This window comes from Ketobacter sp. (assembly GCF_003671495.1).
Lineage (GTDB): Bacteria > Pseudomonadota > Gammaproteobacteria > Pseudomonadales > Ketobacteraceae > Ketobacter.
On sequence record NZ_RCHN01000015.1, the window covers coordinates 278,364 to 303,108 of the forward strand.

General features: G+C 54.2%; 18 protein-coding genes. 2 read left to right on the forward strand and 16 right to left on the reverse strand.

What is annotated here, in order from left to right; genetic code table 11:
* Positions 1 to 48 precede the first annotated feature (48 nt).
* From D9N14_RS07570 to D9N14_RS07595, 6 genes are all read right to left on the reverse strand, one after another.
* A complete protein-coding gene (locus tag D9N14_RS07570) occupies positions 49 to 1,566 on the reverse strand; it encodes a hypothetical protein (RefSeq protein ID WP_290578644.1) in 1,518 nt (505 codons plus the stop codon).
* 347 nt (positions 1,567 to 1,913) lie between these two features.
* The gene (locus tag D9N14_RS07575; protein WP_290578649.1) at positions 1,914 to 2,303 is read right to left on the reverse strand and encodes a hypothetical protein; all 390 of its coding nucleotides are present in this window, start codon (positions 2,301 to 2,303) and stop codon (positions 1,914 to 1,916) included.
* 47 nt (positions 2,304 to 2,350) lie between these two features.
* Positions 2,351 to 4,156 (reverse strand): S8 family serine peptidase, encoded by a 1,806-nt coding sequence (locus tag D9N14_RS07580; RefSeq protein ID WP_290578651.1) that lies wholly within the window; start codon positions 4,154 to 4,156, stop codon positions 2,351 to 2,353.
* A 172-nt stretch (positions 4,157 to 4,328) separates the two neighbouring features.
* Positions 4,329 to 6,488: a xanthine dehydrogenase family protein molybdopterin-binding subunit gene (locus D9N14_RS07585; RefSeq protein ID WP_290578653.1), complete on the reverse strand. Its 2,160-nt coding sequence runs from the start codon at positions 6,486 to 6,488 to the stop codon at positions 4,329 to 4,331.
* Positions 6,489 to 6,503: 15 nt separating this feature from the next.
* A complete protein-coding gene (locus D9N14_RS07590) occupies positions 6,504 to 6,956 on the reverse strand; it encodes a (2Fe-2S)-binding protein (RefSeq protein ID WP_290578655.1) in 453 nt (150 codons plus the stop codon).
* 55 nt (positions 6,957 to 7,011) lie between these two features.
* Entirely contained in the window at positions 7,012 to 8,187 is a 1,176-nt protein-coding gene (locus tag D9N14_RS07595) for an aryl-sulfate sulfotransferase (RefSeq protein WP_290578657.1), read from the reverse strand.
* A gap of 411 nt (positions 8,188 to 8,598) precedes the next feature.
* Here D9N14_RS07595 and D9N14_RS07600 point away from each other — a divergent pair, with 411 nt between their 5' ends.
* Positions 8,599 to 9,174: a TetR/AcrR family transcriptional regulator gene (locus D9N14_RS07600; protein ID WP_290578659.1), complete on the forward strand. Its 576-nt coding sequence runs from the start codon at positions 8,599 to 8,601 to the stop codon at positions 9,172 to 9,174.
* A gap of 31 nt (positions 9,175 to 9,205) precedes the next feature.
* On the opposite strand, the gene D9N14_RS07605 is transcribed toward D9N14_RS07600, so the two are convergent.
* The 10 genes from D9N14_RS07605 to D9N14_RS07650 form a co-directional block, all read right to left on the reverse strand.
* A complete protein-coding gene (locus D9N14_RS07605) occupies positions 9,206 to 10,804 on the reverse strand; it encodes an OmpP1/FadL family transporter (RefSeq protein ID WP_290578661.1) in 1,599 nt (532 codons plus the stop codon).
* 133 nt (positions 10,805 to 10,937) lie between these two features.
* The gene (locus D9N14_RS07610) at positions 10,938 to 12,281 is read right to left on the reverse strand and encodes an oxygenase MpaB family protein (RefSeq protein WP_290578663.1); all 1,344 of its coding nucleotides are present in this window, start codon (positions 12,279 to 12,281) and stop codon (positions 10,938 to 10,940) included.
* 267 nt (positions 12,282 to 12,548) lie between these two features.
* Positions 12,549 to 14,447 carry a DUF1963 domain-containing protein gene (locus tag D9N14_RS07615; protein ID WP_290578665.1) on the reverse strand — a complete coding sequence of 633 codons (1,899 nt, stop codon included), beginning with the start codon at positions 14,445 to 14,447 and terminating at the stop codon, positions 12,549 to 12,551.
* A 209-nt stretch (positions 14,448 to 14,656) separates the two neighbouring features.
* On the reverse strand, positions 14,657 to 15,472 hold the full coding sequence (locus D9N14_RS07620) for a DUF4261 domain-containing protein (RefSeq protein ID WP_290578667.1): 816 nt from the start codon (positions 15,470 to 15,472) through the stop codon (positions 14,657 to 14,659).
* Positions 15,473 to 15,712: 240 nt separating this feature from the next.
* A complete protein-coding gene (locus tag D9N14_RS07625) occupies positions 15,713 to 16,942 on the reverse strand; it encodes an NAD(P)/FAD-dependent oxidoreductase (protein ID WP_317622586.1) in 1,230 nt (409 codons plus the stop codon).
* A 49-nt stretch (positions 16,943 to 16,991) separates the two neighbouring features.
* Positions 16,992 to 18,728 carry a sugar phosphorylase gene (locus D9N14_RS07630; protein ID WP_290578671.1) on the reverse strand — a complete coding sequence of 579 codons (1,737 nt, stop codon included), beginning with the start codon at positions 18,726 to 18,728 and terminating at the stop codon, positions 16,992 to 16,994.
* A gap of 74 nt (positions 18,729 to 18,802) precedes the next feature.
* Positions 18,803 to 20,029 carry a glycosyl transferase gene (locus tag D9N14_RS07635; protein WP_290578673.1) on the reverse strand — a complete coding sequence of 409 codons (1,227 nt, stop codon included), beginning with the start codon at positions 20,027 to 20,029 and terminating at the stop codon, positions 18,803 to 18,805.
* Between the two features lie 44 nt (positions 20,030 to 20,073).
* The gene (locus tag D9N14_RS07640) at positions 20,074 to 20,874 is read right to left on the reverse strand and encodes an HAD-IIB family hydrolase (protein WP_290578675.1); all 801 of its coding nucleotides are present in this window, start codon (positions 20,872 to 20,874) and stop codon (positions 20,074 to 20,076) included.
* The gene (locus D9N14_RS07645) at positions 20,867 to 21,796 is read right to left on the reverse strand and encodes a hypothetical protein (RefSeq protein ID WP_290578677.1); all 930 of its coding nucleotides are present in this window, start codon (positions 21,794 to 21,796) and stop codon (positions 20,867 to 20,869) included. Before D9N14_RS07645 ends, D9N14_RS07640 begins: the two co-directional genes overlap by 8 nt.
* Positions 21,797 to 21,885: 89 nt before the next feature.
* Positions 21,886 to 23,094, reverse strand: coding sequence for a 1-acyl-sn-glycerol-3-phosphate acyltransferase (locus D9N14_RS07650; protein ID WP_290578679.1), 1,209 nt, complete (start codon positions 23,092 to 23,094; stop codon positions 21,886 to 21,888).
* A 264-nt stretch (positions 23,095 to 23,358) separates the two neighbouring features.
* Here D9N14_RS07650 and D9N14_RS07655 point away from each other — a divergent pair, with 264 nt between their 5' ends.
* On the forward strand, positions 23,359 to 24,735 hold the full coding sequence (locus D9N14_RS07655; protein WP_290578681.1) for a WS/DGAT/MGAT family O-acyltransferase: 1,377 nt from the start codon (positions 23,359 to 23,361) through the stop codon (positions 24,733 to 24,735).
* Positions 24,736 to 24,745: the final 10 nt, after the last annotated feature.

Below are 24,745 nucleotides of genomic sequence, written 5' to 3' on the forward strand. Positions count from 1 at the left end.
GAAACATGACCGGGGTGGCGTTAACCACCACCCCGGCTACTCCTGGGTTTAGAGAGTCTTCAGATATTCGAGTACCGCGCGTCGCTCTTCCGCAGTCAACAAATCACCGTAGGTGTGTCCTGCATTGGAGTTGCCGCGTTTACGGGTATCGTAACGACCCCGGCCAATACCGATCCCCGTCAGAGGCTTGACTTCAAAATTGGGTCTCCAATCCAGGGGCTTGTTCTCCCAACCCACGGCATCCCAATCGTAGTCATTGTCTTTGTAGTTACTGGTCCAAACGGTTGGGCGCTTGGACGAATCCAGAACCGCCTCAAGCGTAGGCACGGAACCATTGTGGAAATAGGGAGCGGTAATGAACACACCATCAAGCGGCGGCGCAACATAGCCGTTGGTGACCTCAATACTGGACGTACCACGCTTACCGTACCAGGAATTGTCCCACCAGGTTTTTACAGGGTAAATCCAGTTCTTCTGAGCCAGGTAGGGGTCGGTGCCAACTTCTTCCAGATCCACCAGGAAGTTCGGGTAGGTTTCTTCTGCGTCATTCTCTGAGTAGGTACCGTGGCAAACCGCGCAGTTTCTGAGGAATACCGGCTCACCTGCACTGGCAAGGTTGTAATCAATCGGTGGGCCGAAATCCTCGTACTTGGGCACTTCAATTTCTTCTTCGATCCACTTCTGTACGTGCGCAAAGTTGTTCTGGATTTCTTCAGCTTCTTCAATCCCGTCAACGGAGAACCAACTCATGTAGAGCATGTGATCGGCCTTTTCCCCACGTCCATTTCCAGCTTGGTAAAGCGCGTTCTTTTTCTTCGTCAGCCACCAGGCAGGGAAATCGATCCAACCCTTCATACCGGAATTCGGGTTGTGGCCTTGCAAGCGGTTTATCCGGCCGGTCCACTCCAGGGTATCAGGATCATGACGCATGCCCAGCCCGGCAAACACATCGAACAAATGACTGTGCAGTGATGCATCGCGGAACAGACGGGTCAACAGGGTGAGGCCATGCTTAAGCTGATCCAGGGTATCGCCACGGAATATAGAAGCCGCGCCAATACCCAGAACATTCAAGGTAAAGCCGCTGGCATCGGTACCGATAAAGTGGTTGAAGCGACCCAACCCCTGTACCAGTTTACCCTGCACCACACTGGAGTGGCACACGGTGCAGTTCGGCGCCGCCAGATCCGCACCGTCTGCCGCCTTCACCGCATTCAGGTTATAAGGCAGCCTGCGTTGGCGGGCATCATCCCGATAGGGAGGCCGCTCGGCGTTCTTTACCCGGCCGGAGGCAGCAACAAAGGATGGATAGGAAACACCAAGGCGAACAAAGTCGCCGTTGTACATATAGAATCCACCAAGGGCCGCATCCGGCTCTATCATGGGCCGATTGGTCAGTAGAGCGCCCATATTGTCGTAACTTTTATCAAAGTCGTAAAAGTAATTACCGGGATCAGTGGGCTGCGGCTCTCTTTCGATCACAGAGATGTGATCCCATTGCACACAGCGTTGTCCGTTAGCAACCAGAAAACCGTTGTCGCAAGATTCGGCGGCAGCCGTTTCCATTGACAGCGCCAGTATAGGTATTGTGGTTAAGGCGAGTGGCCATTTGGCCCGTTTTATTGTATCTATGATTTTCATTAAGGCTTCCTCTTATTTTTTTGAATACTGCTGTTTCTACTTCTTGTGGTGACTACCGAAAGTGCAGATCTACACCTCCTCAGCAAGGCACAATAATCGTCAGAGTTACTCGCATTCAACTCGCAAACTGCATAAATTGGCTGCACAATCGCAAATACCGGATCTTACTCTCAAATAAATACTTCCCATCAAAACGATGAGATTCCAAAGACTCAAAAAAAGAATGAACGCCGGGATCAGGAACTGACCCCGGAGGGATTGAAACCGTTTAACTAGGCGGCAGGCGTCGCAAATCGACCCTCACGCCGGGCAAGCATCGACGACACCAACACCGCTATATTGATCACACAAATGGATACCACAGTAACGCCCCAATACATCACCAGATTTTCCTGATCGTGGGAAACCATCCCGATCACAAACAGAATCAGGCAAACCAGATTCAACATGATCGTGGTTTTGGTAAACCTGGGCCGGGGAGGCAATGCCCAGATCGTGGCCAGGTTGGGGATGGAAACCAACAGGGCGAGCAGCACGACGATCAAACGATCCACTCCATTACTCTCTGTGTTGACCTGAATCAGATTGTTGTAAATGGCTATCGACAGGATAGCCACCAGATACAATCCATTGATGATTTTAGTTGCCTTGTATACGCCCATTCAGGTGCTCCTTTTATCCATGACCCATTTGAACTTACGACACACTGCTAACGGCGTGTCTTTTCGGTAAAATGCAGTTCCATTTCTTCTACCTTCAGCGAATAGGTATTCGTACTCGCGTCATAGCTCACCGGATTAATCGTCGCAAAGTTGACGCTTCGGTTGAAATTCGGGTGCGAAAAAGCAATATTGCCGGCCACCAGCCCCAGCACTGGAAACGACGTGGTAACGCTCACCTTCACCAACTGGTTGTTTTCATCCAGAAACTGACTGGTGCCTCTTATTCTGCGCAACGACCCAATTTTTCGAATATCAATCCTGCCCGACAACATCCTGCCCTCTTGCGCAAACCCCTCACCGTTGGCCTTGTAGCGTATTTTCACAAAGTCATACTCAGGGGGTAACACTTCCACTCGCTGGGGTGCCGAAACATCTGACTTGCCTTCTCCGGTTACAGGGTCAATTTCACCGTCCATGACCTTTAAGGTCACATAATAGGTTCCCGTTCGATCGTAGGTGTGCTCAACCACCGCACCCTGCGCACTATGGCCGTCGCCAAAATCCCATTCGTAGCGCAGGATGCCATGGTCATCATGTGATTGCGTGCCATCTGCTACCAGGGTTCGGTTTTCGTATTCCAGGCGGATGACACCGCCATAAGGGTTAAAGGCGCCGCCTTTCTCCTGCGCCCGGACAACGGATTTGGGATACGTGGTGATGCTCTCTCCGTTGCGCTCGCTGAGTCGAATACCCAGATTTTCCAGAAATAAAGGGAGTTTAAGAAATCCACCTGCGACGACGATGGGTTCACCGCCATTCACGGTGGACTGCAATTCAGGTGTAGTTTGTACGCCCAGATGCAACGCTTTACGAAGGGTAAGAATGTTATTCAGCGCGGCAGCAGGGGAATCCGACTGCATCAGATCCGGCCGCACCGACAAGCCCATAGCGATTGCGGCAGTCACATAAGGCGCTGCGAATGACGTACCGTTGTCACTATCCGGACTGAACAAGGTGATATCCAGCAGGTCATTAGAAGGCCAGGTGCTTTCCAACTCTGTACCGGGGGCAGCCAGGTGCGCGTGCGCGCCGTAAGAACTGTGGTCCCGTGGCTCTGGCCCGGACTGATCCCAATCCGCGGCCAGGGCGCCCCGGCGGTTGATGGATGCCACATTGATTATATTGGGCCGGTCCCACTGGTAAGGAAAATAGTCCGGATTCAGTGACCCACTGTTGCCGGCCCCGGCAACAATGATTATGCCTTTATCCTGGGCCTTCTTCAGTAGTGATTCCACCGTGGCTTTCAGGTGCGGATCCGACTCCACCGCACTTAACGCCACCGCAGATGAAAAGTTAATGACGTTGGCCCCGTTATCAATGGCGTAACTGAAGGCGCTTTCAAGGCGCTGGGCACGTGACGCAGCCGAAACAGGCATCAGGCCAAGCAGCTCCAACGTGGAATAAACCCGCAACGACATGATCTTGACCGGCATATCCCCGGTCAACCCCACCACCGAATAGTCGTTATCCTTTTCCGCGGCAATGATGCCAGCAATGGGCGTACCGTGGGGGAATAACATGTCCACCGGATTGGAATCGTCGTAAACAAAGTCATAACCCGGTGCAACACGATTCACCAGATCAGGGTGGGTACTGTCAACACCGGTATCGATCACTGCAACGATCACTTCCGATTGCGGTTTGTCCTTTACCATTTCCCATGCGGTGAGCACATCCACATCGGCGTCATTGGGCTGCTCGAATCCCCATTGACTGTAAAATCTGGGGTCGTTGGGGTAATCCGCTGATTCCACTACTGCAGAACAGGGCGTGGTGAGTAACAATGAGATCATCGCTCCCAAAAGAGATGATTGAACTGATGTTGCCGGCATGGGTACTCCAAATTACGTGTTCTAATTATGATTGTTATTGTTGGTTTTTCGGTTGCAGAATTTATAGTAAAGGCGCTCAAACAGCCCTCCAGGAAAACATCACGTCTTCCTGATCAGGGCAAAGCCAATACGTCTACTTGAGTTGAAGGTTATGATTCATCATGGGCAGCGATTTGATGCGTTCTCCTGTTGCTTGATAGATCGCGTTCGCCAGAGCCGGTGCCACACAGGGAACACCCAACTCACCCACACCACCGGGATGCTCATCACTGTCTATCAGGTGCGTTTCTATGGTGGGTGTTTGGTGCATGCGCAAAATCGGGTAGTCGTGATAATTGCTTTGCATGACGTCGCCGTTGTGGAAGCGGATCTCCCCCATCGCGGAGGACAATCCGAACACCACCCCGGATTCGATCTGGGCCTGCACCAGATCCGGGTTGATCACAATGCCGCAATCCACGGCACTGACCACTCGGTGAACCCTCAGTTGATCACCGTCCAGACTGGCCTCTACCACCTGGGCGATATAGCTGTTATAGGAATTGAGAAGGGCCATTCCCCGATAGAGACCTGCAGGCGGCGGGCTGGACCAACCCGCTGCTGCGGCCACCCGCTCCAGAACCCGCCGGCAGCGGGGGTTGCTGCCCAACATACTGCGGCGGAAGTCATAGGGGTCCTGCCCGGCCGCTTCCGCCAGTTCATCCATAAAGGTTTCCAGGGCGTAGATATTGAAAGAGTTCGCCACCGAGCGCATCCAGGTGACGGGTACATCGTAGTTTTCGTAATGCACTTCGGCCCTTAGATTGGGAATGTCATAGGGGACCTCCTGAATGCCTTGGGCAGTACGAGCATCCTCGCCGATCAAGGCTATGAACGCTTCCATCAACGGCCCGATGGCAACCGATTGCGAGGCTATACGCCCCAGCAGAGCGGTGACCTCCCCTCTCCTATTGAGGCTGCCGGTTAAACGAACCACCGCGCTTGGGCGATAATACCCGCCCTTGATGTCATCCTCCCGCGTCCAGACGAGTTTGATGGGCTGCTTTATTATTTTCGCCAGGTGCGCTGCTTCACGCACAAAATCCTGATCCATGGTACCGCGGCGCCCAAAGCCACCCCCGCTGAGCAGGGGGTGCAAGGTGACCCGCCGAATGGGCAGCCCCAGCACATTGGCTGCCGCCGACCGATCTGCATCCGGCCACTGGGTACCACACCAGATTTCGCAGTTTCGGCCGTCGTAATCCATGACCACATTGAGTGGCTCCATGGGCACATGGGCCAGATAGGGAAAACGGTAAGTGGATTCCAGCGTTTGATCGGCGCGGGCCTGGGCCAGTGCCACCAGACCTTGATTCCGGCGCACGGTGCCCCTTTTTTCCATCAGGTTTTCGTAGTGGGTGAGTTGTTCCTCGGTGGACACCTGTTCGGCCGCACTCAGATCCCACTCCGGACGCAGCCTGAGCCTGGCCTGTCGCACTGACCAGAAATCGTTGCCTACCACTGCAATGCCACTGGGAATCTCAACCACGTCGACCACCCCCGGACTGCTTTTCACCTCCGCGGCATTGAAACGGATGAGCCTGGCACCGAATTTCGGAGCCCGTTTCACCACCGCGGTCAGCATTCCAGGCAGATAGAGATCAAAACCATATTGCGCACGGCCATTGGATTTGTCAGCACCGTCCAAACGCACTTTTGAGCGACCAATGATGGTGAATTCAGAACGGCGTTTTAACGTTGGCGATCTCGGCACTGAAATGCTGGCCGCCTCTGCGGCAAGCTCACCGTAGGTGGCACTTCTGTTGTTCCGCCTGTCGATGACTCTGCTCAGTTCAGTCTCTAACGATGACGCCGCAACACCCCATTTCCGCGCAGCAGCCTTCACCAGCACCGCCTTTACCGCCGCCCCCGCCTGCCGTTGTTGCTGATATAAGGAGCTGATGGTGGAGCTGCCGGCGGTCAATTGAGTGAACGTTTTGGGGTTGTTGTACTCCCGCGTGGGGTTCGCCAGTTCCCAGCTTACCCAATCCCAATCCGCATCCAGTTCCTCCGCAACCAGCATGGGAATCGCGGTTAAGGTGCCCTGACCGATTTCAGCGGCGGTGGTAATGATGGTGATGCGGTTATCCGCCGCAATACGGACAAATGCGTTGGGCTGAATGGCGTCATCGGCCGCGGCAATTTCGTTTTCCGCGGCCAGCACTGGAATTCGCCAGGCGGCCAGCAACCCACCACCGGCCAGGGCAGAAAGCTTCAGAAAAGAGCGACGTGAAACAGGAGAAACTTGTGACATAACCGATACCCCTGATCAACTGTCAGCAACGCTGTGAATGGCTTTTCGTATTCGGTTATAGACGCCACACCGGCACAAGTTGTCGGACATAGCCAAATCGATATCCGCATCGCTGGGGTTGGGATTCGCGTTCAACAGCGCCACCGCAGACATGATCTGGCCAGTTTGACAATAACCACATTGATGGACGTTTTGCTCCGTCCAGGCTTGCTGCACCCGTTGCCCCATGGCCGATTGACCGATGCCTTCGATGGTGGTGATGTCCCGACCGATGGCGTTCGCGGCAGGATAAATACAGGATTTCACCGGCTCGCCATCAATATGAACCGTACAACTGCCACACAGCCCCACACCACAGCCATACTTGGCCCCGGTCAGGTGAAGGTAGTCCCTGAGCACCCACAGTAGCGGTATCCCATCAGGTAACTCAACCGTGGCTTTTGTGCCATTGATCATCAGCTCGGGCATAGAAACCTCCGTGCATTGTTCGCATTCATTATTGTTATGTACAAAACGCTTTGTTTTATTCTTGCGGGCTGTCCACCCACTGGAATGGAATCCGATAGGCGCGGTACGTGGGCGGGCCATGGGCCTCCCACACCAGTTCCTTATCCGCAGTGACTTCCAACAACGTGCCGCTCAAACCTTCTGTGATAAAGGTGTTGCCATTGGGCAAGCGTTGGGCACTGCTCATGTTCGGACTGAACAATCTGGTGTCGGTGTATTCCCACACCAGAGAAAAATTGATGGGGTTGAATTCCAGAACGCGGGATTTGAACTTACCTTTCAACGCCAGATCACCGCGCCCGGATGGCATGCCGTTGTCGAAGACCAGAATGTTCCCCTCACCGGGCAACCCTTTTGGAATGATATGAGCGTTGTGCGAAAAACGAATACCACCCAGATTCGCACCGGGCATGCCTTCGGAGTAATCCGGCCCCATACGCCAGACCAGGCGGCCAGTTGATTTTTCAATAATGGCAACCCAGTTGGCCTTTGCTGACCCGACAATCAGGTTCTCAGGGTGAAAGCGCTCATCGCCCAGGTCCTCATACCATTGATTGGGGCCGACATAAGAGACTGTGTTCATGTGCAGCCAGTCATTGGACAAACTGCGCCGGATACTCCTCAGCGCCGACTCGGTAAACCCCATTTCATCAATATGATCACTGGCATACCATTCCCACACAACATTGCCAAACGGATCGACCTCATAAATCACATCGTCTTTTAAAAATCCGTAATGGATATCCTGCTCCCAGGGCGCCAATGTTTTATTCGCCATAATAAGTACATTGCCGCCATCGGCGGGGCCCACCATGGTCATACCCGGCACATAGTAACCCACAGGATTACCGGTAACCTGATAGTCGTGATGCTGCTTGGCCGAGTTGTTTGACCAACCTCTGAACTGCCACAGAACATCACCATCGCGGGAAACCTGGCGAATTTCAGGCACAATCAGGCGGCCGAATTTCAGGTTGTTGCAGATAATGGAACCGTCATCCAGCATTTTGGCGGGGAACCCGGGGCACGGGAAAGTTTTGACAATGTTACCCTGCAGATCCATTGCCGACGTGGTACTGCCCAGTGAGCGCGACGGCAAAACATAACCAGGCCATACCTTTTCCGGATCATGCACCGTCACCGTGTACTTACAGCCGGCCAATACGATCAACAACAATACCAGCACGGACATTCGAACACCCTTCACAACCCGACTCCCATTATTATTCTGTTTTATCTGATTACCCTTTTGTGTAATCACTTTCTTGTGTAATCACTTTCGGCCTGCACAGTCTCATCACGAGCGGTTCGCCGAAGATCTATAATGAACGTTCAGACCACCAGCAAAAAAGAGGGAAATCGTTCATTATCAGGCTTAATTTACACAGCCCATGCGTAACGCAACGGACGTCACAACACCCATTCCAAACCGGAAAAACAAGAGATAAAAAACCTCGACCAAATTACACTTTCTGCTTCTGCTCAACCTTGCTTGCCGTTCAATTAGCCCTTAACATATTTTGAGCATACATACTTATTTAACTCGTATTTTTGATTCAGGCTCGCCATGCGCAAGATTCCAAAACAAAAACGTTCACGCGAAATGGTAGAACGATTACTCGAAGCCACCGCCACCACACTGGCAGAGCGCGGACTGGAAGACACCACCACCAATCACATTGCCGAAACCGCCGGTGTCAGCATAGGCTCCCTGTATCAATATTTCCCCGACAAAGAGGCCTTGCTGGAAGCACTCATGGAGCGGGTGAGCGAAAAGGTCGCCAACGTTTTTCGGGAACACGCCACCCAGTTGGGTTACGTCGAGTTTGATCTGAAGTCCGTGACCAACTATTTGATTCTGTATGGCATGAACGCCATCAGGAACGATGCACTGTCATTGGAGATCATGAGGAGCTGGAACAGTCTGCCCCTGGAAAGACTTTTGGACCCGCTGGAGAAGTTTTTTCTGTCGATGGCGCAACCGTATTTTGTGCGTCACTACCAGGATTACCCGATACAGCACCTGGAGGGAAAACTTTACGTCATCATCAACTCCACGCTGTTCACGGTGGTGCGCTATTTGCGAAGTGCACCGAATAACACGATCACAGAGAAGAAGCTGGCGCACATCCTTTCCGACATGATCGTGGCCATGCTCGCACCTCCACCCAGCGCCTGAACAGGGTGCGACAACACATTCACCTCATGGCTCAGAATGAGCTGGTGTAACTCAACTCAAACAGCAAACCCTGCACCTGCGAACTGAAGTCTGTGCCCGCATAGGGGTTATAGATGATATTGTTCAGTTGATCTGAACTGTTGGAATTGGTACTGCTGCCGGCCGGCACATCGGCTTCTGCATGCAGATAGCCAACGCCCGCCTCAATGATCTGATCGACACCGAATCGATACTCAAACCCAAACGCAAACAATTCTGCATCCCCCAACGGCAACAGAACGTCTTGCTTATCATCCGGTATGGAGGTCTTACGGGGCTCGTAGCCAAACCTGAATGCCAGATTGTGGTTGTACTGATACTCCAGACCCAGCGCCCAGTTCCAGACACTTTCATAGTTCCTGGGAATGGTAAGGGTTTCCAACTCTGCATAAGGGGAAAGCAGGCTCGCCAACTTCAAAAAATCCAGTTGCTTGTCGAACTCCAGTTCCAGGCCTTCCCATGCCCCCCAATCCGTCCACTTCACGTCAAAATTCACTTTCCAGGCTGGCGTCATTTGTACACTCACCCCCGTAGAGAAGTGGGCCGGCATGATCACATCCATGGACACATCACCGGTCTCAACCCCAATACCAGCCGGCGAATCCTGCAACCCCGATGGAAACGGGATCACGGCATTGATGACGTTCCAGGCATCCGATTGACGCAGATCCCCAAAGAAGTTGACCCACTCATCCCCGTATTCCAACCGGTAAGAACCTTCCAGGTGCCCGATGCTCTCGGCCTGATAAACGAATCCCCAGGTGAACCAGGGAGTGGGCTCCCACAGCGCACCAATATTGAGATTCCACACCAAGGGCGCTTCAGCATCCACCTCCAAATCAAAAATTTCGGTATAGGGCCCCACCGATCCGCCGCACAAATCCAGAAAGGGGGTTGGATCATCCTGACCGGGGCACAAACCCTGACTTTGAAACAGGTTCACCAGGGTATCGGCAAAGATCAACACCGAATTGGGTACACGCAACGGCAACTTGACACCGGCACCCTGCCAGGACATACCCACGGAGGCCCCCACGGACAGAGTGTCTGTCAATTGGAAACCAAACGAAGGGGAAAAGTACGTTATTTTAACCAGGGATAACTCCTCCCCCATGAAACGCCCCGGATCATCTTCATCACGGATATAGCCCGCCGCCATCGGCGTATAAACGGCGGTTGCATAGGTGACCTCAGAGCCCGGTGGACTGTAAGACGCCCCACCAAGGGGCATAACCAGGAACGGCAGTGGCCATTCCTTAACGCCGTCGGTGAAGGGCACTTTGATGCCGATGGTGGAGGTCTCGCTGCTGGCGTACGCGGCCTCGTCTTCGTAACCGTAATCCTCAATCGCCTGCTGGGTTTTACTATCGTGGCCGCCAAAATCCACCTCAAACTGCATGGCAGCCACCAACAGCTTGAGATTCATCTGGCGGCCGTCCAGCCGTACCAACCCGGCGGGATTAAAGTGTATGGAATCGATCCCCGGTGGATCTGCGGTTACCGCGTTCCCCAACGCCAACGCCTTGGCATTGCCCACCGTGAGATTTTCGACGATTGCGCCATAGCCGTTGCCAACGGACGATACACACAAAAATACACACAAACTTCCCAATATTCGCGAACGTGCCGCATTCGAAAACCTGGACATCATTACGCCCCCACACAGCGTTGCTGCTTTTTTTGGTTTATTTATTATTGTTGTTCAGCCTGAAAGGCCCATATCCCTATGCCGTCGCTGTTTCGTTCTTCCCATCCGTATACTGCGAGGCATCGGTGGTGTATTCCGCGTGGCCGTATTCCACCAACAGCCGATTGATCTTGCGCACCAGAATCCGATCGGCATACCGATTCAGAATGGGTGTGCGGGACGCCACCATATGGAACCCCACCTTGGGGGCCAGATAGAGCGCCACCAGAAGAAACTTCACATAATCCTGAATACCGGACTCGATACCCATTGGCTGGGCCATGGAGCCTTTACCGGAACCGGGGAACAACCACTGAAAATACACGCGGGAAAAACTGCACTCCAAACTGTTGTAGATTCGGCTGCGCAGACTTTGATCCTGAGGTCGGTAGGCTTCCATGGTGGCTCTGGCCAGGGCGCCACAGGTTTCGTCATCATAGCCATCGCGCAGGGTGCCAAAGTAGGTCATGATGACCTCTATGATCCCTTCGGGGGTACCAGGTAACAGCTCCTCCGGCAATCCGAGCAAGTAACTCTGGTAACGACAGAACTCAACCACCGCCCGCTCGCGCTGGGTGAATGTTTTGCTCTTGCGCTTGATGGCTTTGCGTGCCACCAGCAGCGCCGGCACCATACCCGCCGGCATCTGATCAATTTGAGGGATGGGAATGCCGTAGATCGCGGTGTCCCAGCGCTTGGAGTGGGTCAGCAGATTGAAGCGTACCATGGAGTGCATCAGCCGGACCATGGCCGCCGCCCGGAACCCAACACCATGCCGTTCCAACGCACCGGGCAGACAGGCGGTGGTAAAAAAGCTGGAGGTTTCCTGTATTCTCCGTGCCGAAGATTGACCGGCCAGGGTACCGGTTAACGCCATAGGCAAACCGGAGTACTTGTTGGTGAACGTCGAGATGAACACACCGCGAATCACAAACGGCACCTGTATCCCCATTTGAATCCGCGTGATGCGCGCGCCCTCCTCAACCAGCGCCATATCCAGCCACTCTGGTATGGTTTCCATCGCCTGGATAAAACTGACTAACTCAGCCGGCGCGTTGGCGACCGAATCCACGCCTTTTTCGCAGGCGGTGGTGAGCATTCCGATCAGGTTGCGAAAACCGTACTCCGGCGACAAGGCCGCGTAGGCATCCGCCACCGTATCCCCCAGCATGGTGTAAGCGCGGTAGCGATCAATACGATCAACGTCCTGGAGCATTGCTTTACGCCGCTCGTTCTGGCGCGCAGGCAGACAACTCTCATCCTGCTCACCGCCGGCAAAGCGCTCAGGCACCTTGCTAAAATCCACCCCACCGTACAGGGACGGAATGAGTTGACCCTGACGCCTGACCTTTTCTTGAACTTCTTCCGTGAGATACTGCATGAACAATCCAACACCTTATATCCGCATGTAACAACAACCGGCTTCGTGGTAAAGCCAGCCAGACCTTCAGCGAAATGATAGGGTGGTTTGAACCTATTAATATGGTGAAAAAAGGCAAAAACGCTCGGATTTGCGCAACGGAAAACTGCGCGGGCGGATTGCTGTCGCATTTTACCAGTCGGGTGGGATGGGTGGATGGATAGGGCAAAGACCGAGACATATGATAAATTATGATTATCTGTCTCACCGCCGTACTGTATGCGAAGATCACATCTCCATACGCACCAACACCTTGCTAAAATCCCCTTGCGCCAGATCCTCCCGCTTTATCCAGAACATCACATCCCCGCCTGCACCCCAGGCAATTCGTGCATTGGGATCATCATAAACCTGCAACAGCATGACATAACCCTTCTCCACCAGATCCTTGCATTTATAAATCGTTCTCGGCACACCAAACACCTGGTGGACGTCCCCTTTCTGTCGGCGTTTCTCCGGATGCATCGCTTCCAGAAAATCTTTCGGGATCTCCGCAATCGTGGCGGTCGACATAAGAAAGGGCCATCCATCGTCGAATCCCAGGCGCAGAATGCTCTCGATGAGGGAGCGAATCTCACGGTCACGGAGCCGTTTGGGTGAATACCGACCGGGCCTGGTTTCTCGGGTGTCTTTCTCCATTTGATCGCCTGTCATCTTGTCTGTTTCGTTGACATGCTGGCGATTCAGAATCGCCTGTAACCATTTATGAAACTGGGCTTTATCCTGGGCAGAAACCGGATTCAAATAGCCCTTTTTCCTGGTCCAGTCGATCCATTTATGTGCATCCTTTTCGAACGGCCTTACTGCCTCCTCAATCAGCGCCAGCCGTTTACGGTCGGATTGCCAATCGGGGTACAGCTTCTTGAGGAACACCTGAACGATGGCCGTGATCTGAATGTAGTACCAGGGAAAGGAGGTGGGCATATCGAAGGTTTTTCTATCACCATAGTCCTTCTCGCCCTCATGAAAATCTTTCAGCCAGTTCCATTTTTTCGTGACGTATCCGCTGTCGGCACTCCAGTTTGTCACACTGGCCAACTGGTATTCGCGCAAAGACTTAAGCCAATCCAACTTGTCCTGGTCTTCCGTAACATCTTCATCCAAGTCACATTCATTGAATTCCTCATCGGATAAACACACCCGCGGCTCCAGGGGCACTTTCGGCCAGGACCGGATCTTCAGGCAAACACTGTTTAAGGTTGACGAGTGGATCGGCCCAAGCTTTGCTGGCAATTTGCGTTCGTCGTTTTTGGACACCGGGTCCGGACAATACAGTACGGTGCAATCCCCGGCATCGTTATGGGCAAACAACTCATCGTCATCCCCGACCCGCAGAAAGAAATACACCGTACCCTGGCTTGGAAACTGCGGCAGCGCCTGAATTCGTGCATCATCGAAATGGGCGGCTGGCAAAGAACTCAAATCGATCTGGGCGAGAAAATGCATAGGCACCCCGTCCTTCCCCAACGGCCAGGCCATCTTTTTCGGCAGCCAGGGGGCACCGCCCACAAAGTTCGGGGACAACAGACTGTCTCGAGTGGGGGGATAGATTTGCATGAGCAGGAAGGCCGGCGAAAGCGTCTCGATCTTGTCCACCTTACTCACGGGACGATTCTTGTTAGGGTCCCGTGGTATCTTGCGTCGATCTTCCTGAATGTCCAGCTCAGCCAGGTCCACCCCAACCAGCTCCGCAAAGTTCGGCAGGAACGGTCTCAAATCAGACTGACTGATCCGCAGCAGAATCTCTCTATCATCCAGTGCTTTTTTGGTCCAAGTGTCTTCCGGAAAGAAATCCCGCAAGTCATCCAGTACCGCTTTGAGCTTCTTTTTCAATACAGCGGGGGAAACCTCTTCCTCCAATGACTGAATAAGATAGCCGTTCACATACAGAAACTTGTAGTGCTCTGCGTTAATGTCTTGTAGCAGCCAAGTGCTGAACTTTTTAGGTTGCCGGAGCTTTTCATCAAGCGCCCGCCCATGATCTGCCAGATGCACTTCATAGTATTCCTTTAAGGAAGGCACACCTAAGGAGGGTACACCACCGCGTCTGCGCGGGGCGCCCTGACCCGGCGGCGTCTTCAGGAACAGCGATTTCAGGCGTTCAACAAGCCAGTAAACCAACCCCATGGAGGTACTCCTTCCAATGCAATTAGCTGATTTTGCGTATAATTTAAAAGGCTAGCAGAGGTTGGTGTATTTGCCCGTGGGACCGGCAGGAAAGAATGCTTTAGGAACGTTAAAATATTCTGCGATTTTTTAATGTTGGTGAAGTTGTGAAGTAGAAATGAGCTGCACAAAGCTGCCAATACGAAGCAGATTAGTGCAGCATACCCGGTTTATCTGTCCAAACTCATTGCCCAACGGGCAGGCATGCCACTCTTTTCGGGTATCAATCTCATTCTGAAATTCTTATCCTGCTCTATACCAATGGTGTTTCCTTCCTGAAACACCGCACCGTTAGCCAACGTGTAAGCCACCATCCCCAATAGATGCTTAGCTACTTCTGCCTGGGTGCTGACATAAGGCTCAATTTGAATTTCAAACCCGGTTAAAGCATCCAAGCCTTTTGTGATGGCGCCAAACTGTGTCTTCTGGTCAGGGGAGAAGAAACGCAGGCCAGCCCACAGTGTCGAGGGCAAACCATATAGAGCATTCGGCACCTTTTGGTTGAACTTGCCCAATGCTTCACCCGCTTGGCCGGTATAACTGGCAAACCGACTATTCTCCACCAGCACTTCAGAGTTGCCCCAATAAAAGCCTTCCGGCCCCGCCTGAATCGCGATTAAATCGGCAATCGTCATGACACCCAGCGCCAGAAAAATGGATTTCAGCTGCTTGTCTGAACTTGTTAACGGAGAAATGATGATATGCGCTTTATGGGTGGCAATAATTTTCTCACCGTCAATCAGACCTGGACTTGTTTTCAATGCAGTATTAAAGGTAGCGCTTGGAATGGGCTGATCCACACACATGACGGCAAACGCCATGTTGTTCCAGGTTATAACAAAACTTTCCCGATTCTTGTTATCGCCGGTTACAGTGAGCTCCGGATTTAATTTTTCGCGGAGGTACTCTTGTAGTGCCTCTGCCGCAATGGAAAATGGCTCGCTGAGCAAAATCATCAGCATAGGTGATGGAAATGCATTTGACATATTCGTTCCTCGTCTACCATAAATTGATCTTGAGCTCACGTATAATCTGCTTCTGTGCGACTGAGATGCCATCAAAACGCATCAGGGCGACCAGCAAATCAGGGGGGGATCATCGATCTGAGTGATGCTATGAAGCGATCAAAACACGCTCAATATCAGTTAAGTATAGTTCTGTAACAATTCAAATATAGCCTTTACCATCAAATGCTTAGCAAAGTGTGAAAATTCACACTTTTTTTCTCAAACATCCTCCCCCGCCGCATACGCCGATGCCCAGGCCCATTGAAAATTGAACCCGCCCAAATGCCCGGTTACGTCCACCACTTCCCCGATAAAATACAGACCGCTTTGCTTTTTGCTCTCCATGGTCTTAGACGAAAGCTCATCGGTATTAACGCCGCCTAACGTCACCTCTGCGGTGCGATAGCCTTCGGTGCCGGCGGGTTTCACAGCCCACTGTTGCAGTTGCTGCTGCAGTTGCAACAAGCGCTGGTTGGAGAATTCCGCCAAAGGCTTGCGGCTTTCCTGTGCCCACCACAGGGTTTCCAGTTCGGTGACCAGCTTTTTCGGCAGGCGCTGCCCCAGCAGGTTTTTCAGCAGCATCTTGGGATCAGACTGTTTGGCCTGCAGCAGCCATTGCGCATCCTGCTCATCGGGCAGCAGGTTGATGGCGACGCTCTCCCCTTCCTGCCAATAGGAGGAGATCTGCAGAATCGCCGGGCCACTCAGGCCACGGTGGGTGAAGAGAATGTTTTCACGAAAGGCGGTGTCATCGTGACTCACCAGGGTTTCCACCGATACGCCGCTCAGGGTGTTGCACAACTGTTTCATGGTATCGGTGAACACAAAGGGCACCAGGCCGGCGCGGGTGGGCAGCACGTCCAGGCCGAACTGTTTTGCCACGTCGTAGCCGAACGGGGTCACCCCCATGGTGGGAATGGATAAGCCGCCGCTGGCGATGACCACAGCCTCGGCCTGATAGAGGCCACGATTGCTGTCCACGCGAAAACCCTCCCCGGCTTCCAGCGATTGGATTTCACAATAGGTGTGAATCTCCACGCCGGCCCGGTCGCATTCCGCCAGCAGCATGTTGAGGATGTCCTTGGCACTGTCATCACAAAACAATTGCCCCAGCTTTTTCTCGTGATAGGGAATGCCGTGTTCGCACACCAGGCCGATAAAATCCCAAGGCGTATACCGGCTGAGGGCGGATTTGCAAAAGTGGTGATTGGCGGAAAGGTAGTTGGCGGGCTCGGTGTACATGTTGGTGAAGTTGCAGCGCCCACCGCCGGACATGAGGATTTTTTTGCCCACTTTGGCGGTGCGCTCCAGCACCACCACCCGGCGCCCCCGTTTCGCGGCCTGGGCCGCACAAAACAGCCCCGCAGCACCGCCACCAATCACAATAACATCGTAAGAATAGGATTTGCTCACTCCGTTCTCTTTTCCGCCCCCTGTAGAGCCGCTCATTTGGATAATGGCGCGATTCTACCATGTTTCCCAAAACGGCCGTCAGGCCCTATTTATTGGATAGCCACAGGGATTGGTAAGGGGTCAGGGTGATGGTGCCGGTCTGGTCCTCGATCTTCATGCCAGAGATCAGGTCCACCCAATTGTCGGTGCCGATCAGGTTGATGTCGCTTAAGGCCACCTGCTGGGTGTCACTGCTGATATTGTAAATGCAGAAGATGGATTGATCCCGCCGCATGCTCTGGCGCCAAAAACCAAATATCTGCAAACCCAGGTGCAGGGTGAACTGGGTGGCGTTGGGGTGAAAGGCCGGTTGGCGTTTACGGATCTCAATCAGGCTGCACAGCTGGCTGAACACTTTGCTGTGGTGACTGTATTTGTTGTCCAACTGTTGCTCCAGCTCAGTCACATCCCACTGGCTGCGGTTGATGGAGCGGTTGCGCCCGGTGTGCTCCAAGCGGGCATAGTCGTTTTCGGTGCCCAGCAGGCTGTGGATGTAGAACGCCGGAATCCCCTCCAGCGCCAACATGATGGCATGAGCGCAGACGAAGCGCTGCAGCTGCCATTTATCCGGCCCCTGCTCGATGGTGCCTTTAAGGGCGTCATACAGGCTAATGTTCATCTCATAGGGTTTGTCGAAGCCTTCCCGAGCCCGGCGAAAGGTAACACGACCGCCGAACTGCTGCATGGCGTTCACCAGCTGGTTCTTTTCCTCTTCCTGCAACAGCCCGTCCGTGGGGCGCAGGCCCACCCCATCGTGGGACGCAATAAAGTTCAGGTAGGTGGTGCCCATCTGCGCCGGCGGCATGCTCATCAGCCAGGTTTTCAGGTGGCGGCAGTCACCGGCAATCAGCGTGTAAATCAGCAACGGCGGCAACGAAAAGTTGTAGATGACGTGGGCTTCGTTGGCGTTGCCAAAATAGGTCAGGTTCTCGCGGTTGGGCACATTGGTTTCGGTAATGATCACCGCATTCGGATTGCTGTGTTCAATCAAAAGCCGCAGGATCTTGATCACTTCGTGGGTTTGCTGCAGGTGGATGCTGGGGGTGCCCACCTCTTTCCAGAGGAAGGCGACCGCATCCAGGCGAAAGATCTGTACCCCGTTATCCATGTAGTGGCGGATGATGTTAACGAACTCGATCAGCACTTTCGGATTTTTGAAGTTCAGGTCCACCTGGTCCTCACTGAAAGTGCACCAGACATAACGCTCGCCGTCTTCGGTCTGCACCGGGTTCAACAAGGGTGAGGTTCGCGGCCGCACCACGGCACTGATGTCCGCATCCGGGCTGGCTTCAAAAAAGTAATCCTTACCCGGGTCCACGCGCTTTTTGAAATTATCAAACCAGCGGCTGCGGGAGGACATGTGATTGATCACCAGGTCCGACATGAACTTGAATTCTTTTGAGATGCGCTGGATGTCTTCCCATTCACCGTGGGATTCATTCACGGCCAGGTAATCCATGACCGAAAAGCCGTCATCGGAGCTGTAGGGAAAGAACGGCAGAATGTGCACCGCACTTACCTTGTCCCGCAGCTTGCCCTGCAGGAACTGATTCAGGGTCACCAGGGGCTTCTCTTCCTCACGGGCGTTATTGAGAATGGAGTCCGCATAGGTGATCAGCAGGATGTCGGATTCATCCCAATTGTTCTGATGATCCCCCGGTTTCTGGCAGTGCTGGTCCAGCCTCATGGTTTCAATCAATTGCCGGGCAAGAAAAGCCGTATCAATATCGGGATAGACAAAATCCAGTGAACTTATCAGCTTTTTTTCCAGCTCATCCAACATCGGTTTCAACCCTGCGCACGTTGATATTCAAAGATTCCTATTCCAAGATCTGTATTCACAGCTCCATTGTTCCACTAGCTTCCGCAAAACTCTTTGTTATCCAGTTCCACGGCCTCCTGCAGACGTTCCATTACATCCGGAAAGGCACTGATCACCCGGTTCCAACTGGGAATGAAGGGTGTGTCCATGGGATTATCCAGAAAATACGCCCCCGCTCCCATCAGGTTCTGGGCGAACAACTCCACCGCCTGTTCTTCAAAATGGCGGTCGAACTTCAGGCCGTTGATGATGGCATCGTTCTGGTAGCTCTCGATAAAATCCAGCGCAATCCGATAATAGGTGGCCTTGATGGTGCGGAATTTTTCATTGGAAAACACTTCGCCATTGGTGGCCAGTTTGCGGAACAACGCCTTGCAGATGTCGGTGCTCATTTTTGACAGCCCGGCGTTGGCATCATCAGCGGACAGATCCTGATGCTTGTGATCATAGGCGTCGGCGATGTCCACCTGGCACAGCCGGTTGGTGGCGTAGTTGCGTTTCATCTCCGACAACACGCCCACTTCCAGGCCCCAGTCACTGGGAATGCGCAGATCGCTGATGACGTCGGTACGAAACGAGAATTCACCGGCCAGGGGATAGCGGTAGCTGTCCAGGTAATCAAGAAAGTCCGACGGGCCGCAGACTTTTTTCAGGGCCCGAATCAGGGGTGTGACCAACAGCCGGCTCACCCGCCCGTTCATTTTGGAATCCGCCACCCGCGCGTAATAGCCTTTGCAAAACATGTAATTGAAATTGGGATTGGCCACCGGGTAAATCAGGCGCGCCACCAGATCCCGCTGATAGGTGAGAATATCGCAATCGTGCAGCGCGACGGATTTAGTGCGCCCGCTTGCCAGCACATAACCAAAACAATACCAGACGTTACGGCCTTTACCCATTTCCGTGGGGGCCAGATCCTGGGCCTTCAACTCTTCATCCAGCGCGGTCAAGCGCGGCCCGTCATTCCACAATACGTGATGACGCTGGGGCAGGCCGGAAAAATACTCCAGCGCAAATTCATACTGGCTCTGATCGGCACGATCCAACCCGATGACAATCTCCTCCAGATAGGGCACCTGTTTCAGTTCTTCCACAATGTGCTTCAGTGCCGGGCCTTCCAACTCAGAGAACAGCGACGGCAGCACCAGCCCCATGGGCCGATGTTTTTTGAACGTGGAAAGCTCCTTTTCCAGGTCTTCCAATGACCGGCTACGCAGGTTGTGCAGCGTAGTGATAATTCCATTCTGATAAAAATCACCCATGATATTGCCTTTGTTTCCAAATTTAATTGCCGGCTGCAGATAACTCACAGCAAGCGGTTTAAGAGCGACTGAATGCACTCGTTCCAGCCGATGGGGCCTGCCCCCTCCGAGCGCATAACCTCCCCGGCGCTCTCCAGATTGAGTTTATCGGAATTCACCCCTTTAATGATGACAGCGTAATCCGCGCATTCCAGCATGCGGGCATCGTTGGGGCTGTCCCCCAGGGCGATGGTGATGATCTCTTTGTCAGGAAAACAGGATTGATACCGCTTTACCAGATATTGCATGGCATCGGCTTTGTCGTATTGACCCATGGCATGATAGAAGCGTCCGCCTTTCAATAACTGCAGCCCCAGGCTTTGCAGCTGCGCGTCGAACTGCGCAAGCTCCTCTTCGGTGCCCTGCCACAACAACGGCTCGGTGCCAATCCGCTGTTTGGCGCGGGCGGCTGCCATGTTAGGCAGGCCGGTGACTTTGGCCACTTCCGCCGCATCCATATCGGAAAAGCTGCGAAAGCAAAAGCCCTGTTGCCGCAGGCCCTGTAACGCCTCCAACACCTCATCCAAGGGGGCGGAGAACGACACCACCAGCCCGGAATCCCGCCCCAGATTGCCGGCGGGAATGATGGCCGCGGCGCCGTTTTCCACAATAAAAGGCGCGGTGTTGTCCAACTGCTGCTTCAAGGCTTCCATTTCGGGGCGGGTCTTACTGGAGTTCAGCACCACGGGAATCTCCAGCTCTTTCAGCCGTCGCAGCGCAGGCAATGCCGCCTGGAAACTGTAACTGCTGTGATCCAGCAGGGTGCCGTCCAGGTCGGTAAAAACCAATAGTTGCCGTTCAGTCACGGTGCTGTACTCCTTTGATCCGGTGTTGCTCATCGATCACATACAGGCTGTCCGCCCGCTGGGGCATCTCCGCCAGCATCACCCGGGTGAGCCGCTCGTAGTGCATGATGAAGCGCTTGATCTGCTGCGGAGACATGATTCCGGCGGCAGAAGCACCATTTTGGTGCATGGCCGTTTTCTCTGCAAGCTTCTGCTCCTGGAGAGTGCGCCACTCCAGAATGCACTCCATGGACGGTGCTTTCAGCATCACCAGATAGTCCAGGCGCCCGAATAATCGTTGGTAGGGTTCGGCCAACTGCTGATTCACAAAGCGCCGCCAGTGGCCGTCGGGGTCTTCCTGGGCCTCCAGGGTGTTCACAGGGGTCTGCAGCTGTTGCGGATCGGCTTCCGGCAGCGCCGCCACGCACCAGCCTTCCAGCAGAATAATGCTGACGGAGCCACGGTGCAGAGGCCAATCCGCCATGGGCGCGCGATCATCCCGGGCCTTGTCGAAGGCGGGGATGGGCACTACATTGTCCGGCCCCGCCGCCAGCAACTCGTCGATGACCCGGTTGCCTAGCGCCACATCATGAGTGCCCGGCACGCCCCGGGTGAGCAGTAACGGGTGAATGGCTTTGGCGTTGGCCTCCCGCTCGGCGCGGGTGAGGTAGATGTCGTCTAATGAGAAACGGGCGCAGGGGCAATCCAGGTGCTGGTTCAGCAGGGTTTCCAGAAACAGGGCCAGGGTGGACTTGCCGGTGCCCTGGGCGCCATTGACCCCGATGATGACAGGTCGGCCCCGGGCGTGCTGCAGATCCCGCAGGCGCAGGGCGAGGGGATAGAAATAATCGGCGACGGTGGTTAGAAAATCGTCGGGCAGATGCTCTTGCCGGATCAATGCCTCGGCGGTGGACTGGATGGCATCCCAGAGTTCATCTGACATGTCTCCCCCTCATTCTTTCGCTTGCTTTACAAGTAGATAGTATGAGGTTATTCACGATCCATACCAAGTATGGCCCTGTATGGGTCGAATCAGCGGGAGGCGTAGTCGTATTTGTTCAACAGGGGGTTGGCATACATTTCAAGAATGTAGCGCTGCACCTGGGCCGGGTAGTGACCCAGTCGAGCGGAAAACTCGGCCGCCTGCCGGGCCAGCTCCTGGGAATCCAGGCCGGCGACGGATTCCCGTGCCTGTTGCGCCACCGCCTGCAGTTTGGCAATGGAATCGTCCTTCAGTGATTGCATGGCTTTGCCCAGGCTGAGCAGATGTTCGATGGCCAGCAGGCTGGGTGGGAACAGGCGGTAGTTCTGGATAATCTGGGCGTCCAGTGCATGGGCCACCTGGGCCGCATCCTGGAATTCACCGTGCAGGGGTTCGCCGATCTGGATATGCACCCGGCCTTTGGGCAGCGCGATGCCGCGCATGATGCTCTCCACGTCTTCCCCTTCCTGTTTCACATAGTCGGCGGCGGCACGGGCCTGCAGCTCCGCCGCTTTCAAACCGTCACAGGGGTCGTACTCATAAGAAATGGACACCGGCACCAGGTTCAACTTGTTGATGGCATCGCCGAATCCCACCCCCAGCTTTTTCTGCCAGATGTGCAGCATTTTGATGATGGCAGGGTCCGTGATGTCGAACCCGTCCTTGGCGCGCCCCTCACGTTGCGCGATCCACACGGAACGGCCTTCGGCATTGGCCTGGCTGATGTAATGGGACAGTTCGGTCAGGGCCTGGTATTTGGCCTTGACGCCGCTCACCGAGCGATTCACCACAAAGCTCTTGTTCAGCCGCAACAGATCGGACACCAGCGGGTTGCTCAACAGGTTATCGCCAATGGCGATTTCGGCGGTATCCAGGTCCGCCTGCAACAGGGCATAGTTCAACAGCGCTGAATCCAGGGTAATATCCCGGTGGTTGCTGATGAACACATAAGGCACGCCTTTCTGCAGGTGTTGCTGACCGTCGAAGGTGAATTCGGTCATGCTCTTGTCGATGGTGCTTTCCACAAAACTGCGCATGCGCACCTGAAAGTCCGCCACGGTCTGGATATCCCGCAGGTTTTTGTGCACGCGATGCCGCATATACCGCGCCAGGGGCTTTTCCAGGTAACGGGGCACCAGGGGAAACTGCACGTGAATCATGGCGTGAACCAGTTCATCGGATTGCAGCAGGCGTTCTATAACGCCCGGGACTTCGTGATCCTGATAGGGTCGGATGGCTTCAAACTGCTGAGTGGACATTGCTGAATGGTACTTACCTCTGTATGACGGCTCAAGTGTAACCGCCTTTGTGGAGATTGCGCAGTATCAACCGGCCAGGGGGGGATACTTTTCGCTACAAAATGTGTCGACAGATCAATAATAGCAATAACAAGCGGCTCTATCCGGCCAACTGCGAATAAAATTTGCGTAATTGCGCCCGGCGGCTTGAAAACATGATAAGAATCAGTGTCAATAGCCCGGATTTGATTTGTAATACGACAATAATGATAAGGAATACATGGCATGACCCCACTGAGCCCGGCAGACCAACTTTTCCTGTGGCTTGAGAAACGCCAGCAACCCATGCACGTGGCCGGGTTGATGCTGTTCTCCTTCCCTGAAGGTGCCGGCCCGAAATACGTAACGGAACTGGCCGAATCCCTGCGCGCCTACCAGCACCCGGAAGGCCGCTATGGCCAGAAGCTGACCCGCAAGCTGGGACAGTACTACTGGGAGGAGGACGATCACTTCGACCTGGAACACCATTTCCGCCACGAGGCCCTGCCCAAGCCCGGCCGCATCCGGGAACTGTTGGCCCATGTATCGGCGGAACACAGTAACCTGATGGACCGGGAGCGCCCGCTGTGGGAATTCCACCTGATCGAAGGGGTGCGCGGTCGTCGCTTTGCCGTGTATTCCAAGGTGCATCACAGCATGATGGATGGCATTGCCGCCATGAAAACCTGCGTGCGGTCACTGTCGTATGACCCGACCGAAATGCACCGCCCCCCGATCTGGGCGATACCGCCGAAAAAACGCAGCAGCAACCCCATCAACCCGCAAGAACTGGTAAGTGGTTTTGGTGAGCTGTTCGGGGATGCCAGCAAACAACTGGGCACCCTGCCCAAGGTGGCCGGGGAAATCACCAAGCTGTTTCGCGGAGCGCGCAAAGATCCGGCCCATGTTTCCATTTTCCAGGCCCCCAATTGCTTGCTCAACGAACGCATCACCGGGTCGCGACGCTTTGCCGCCCAATCCTATCCCATGGAGCGCATCCATCGTATCGCCAAGGCCTTCAAGGGCACCATGAATGATGTGGTACTGGCCATGTGCGGCAGCGCCCTGCGGGATTACCTGATCATGCAGCATGCCCTGCCGGACAAGCCGCTGGTGGCCATGGTACCGGTGTCGATCCGCAACGACGACAGTGACAGCGGCAACCAGATAGCCATGATCCTGGTGAACCTGGGCACGCACATCGCTGACCCGGCCCTGCGCATGGAAACCATTCAAGCCTCCGTCAATGAGTCAAAAGAACGCTACAAGAGCATGACGCCGGAGGAAACCCTGAACTACACCGCGCTGACCATGGCGCCGGCCGGGTTCAACATGCTCACCGGGCTGATTTCCAACTGGCAGCCGTTCAACGTAATCATCTCCAACGTGCCGGGCCCGAAAAAAACCATGTACTGGAACGGGGCCAAACTGGAAGGCATGTATCCGGTGTCCATTCCCCTGGATCGGATCGCGCTCAACATCACCCTGCTGAGTTATGAGAACCAACTGGAGTTCGGCTTGACCGCCTGCCGTCGCACCCTGCCCTCCATGCAGCGACTGCTGGACTTCATTGAGAACGGCATCCACGAACTGGAAGTGGCCGCCGACATTCATGGCAAGTGACCCGGGTGCA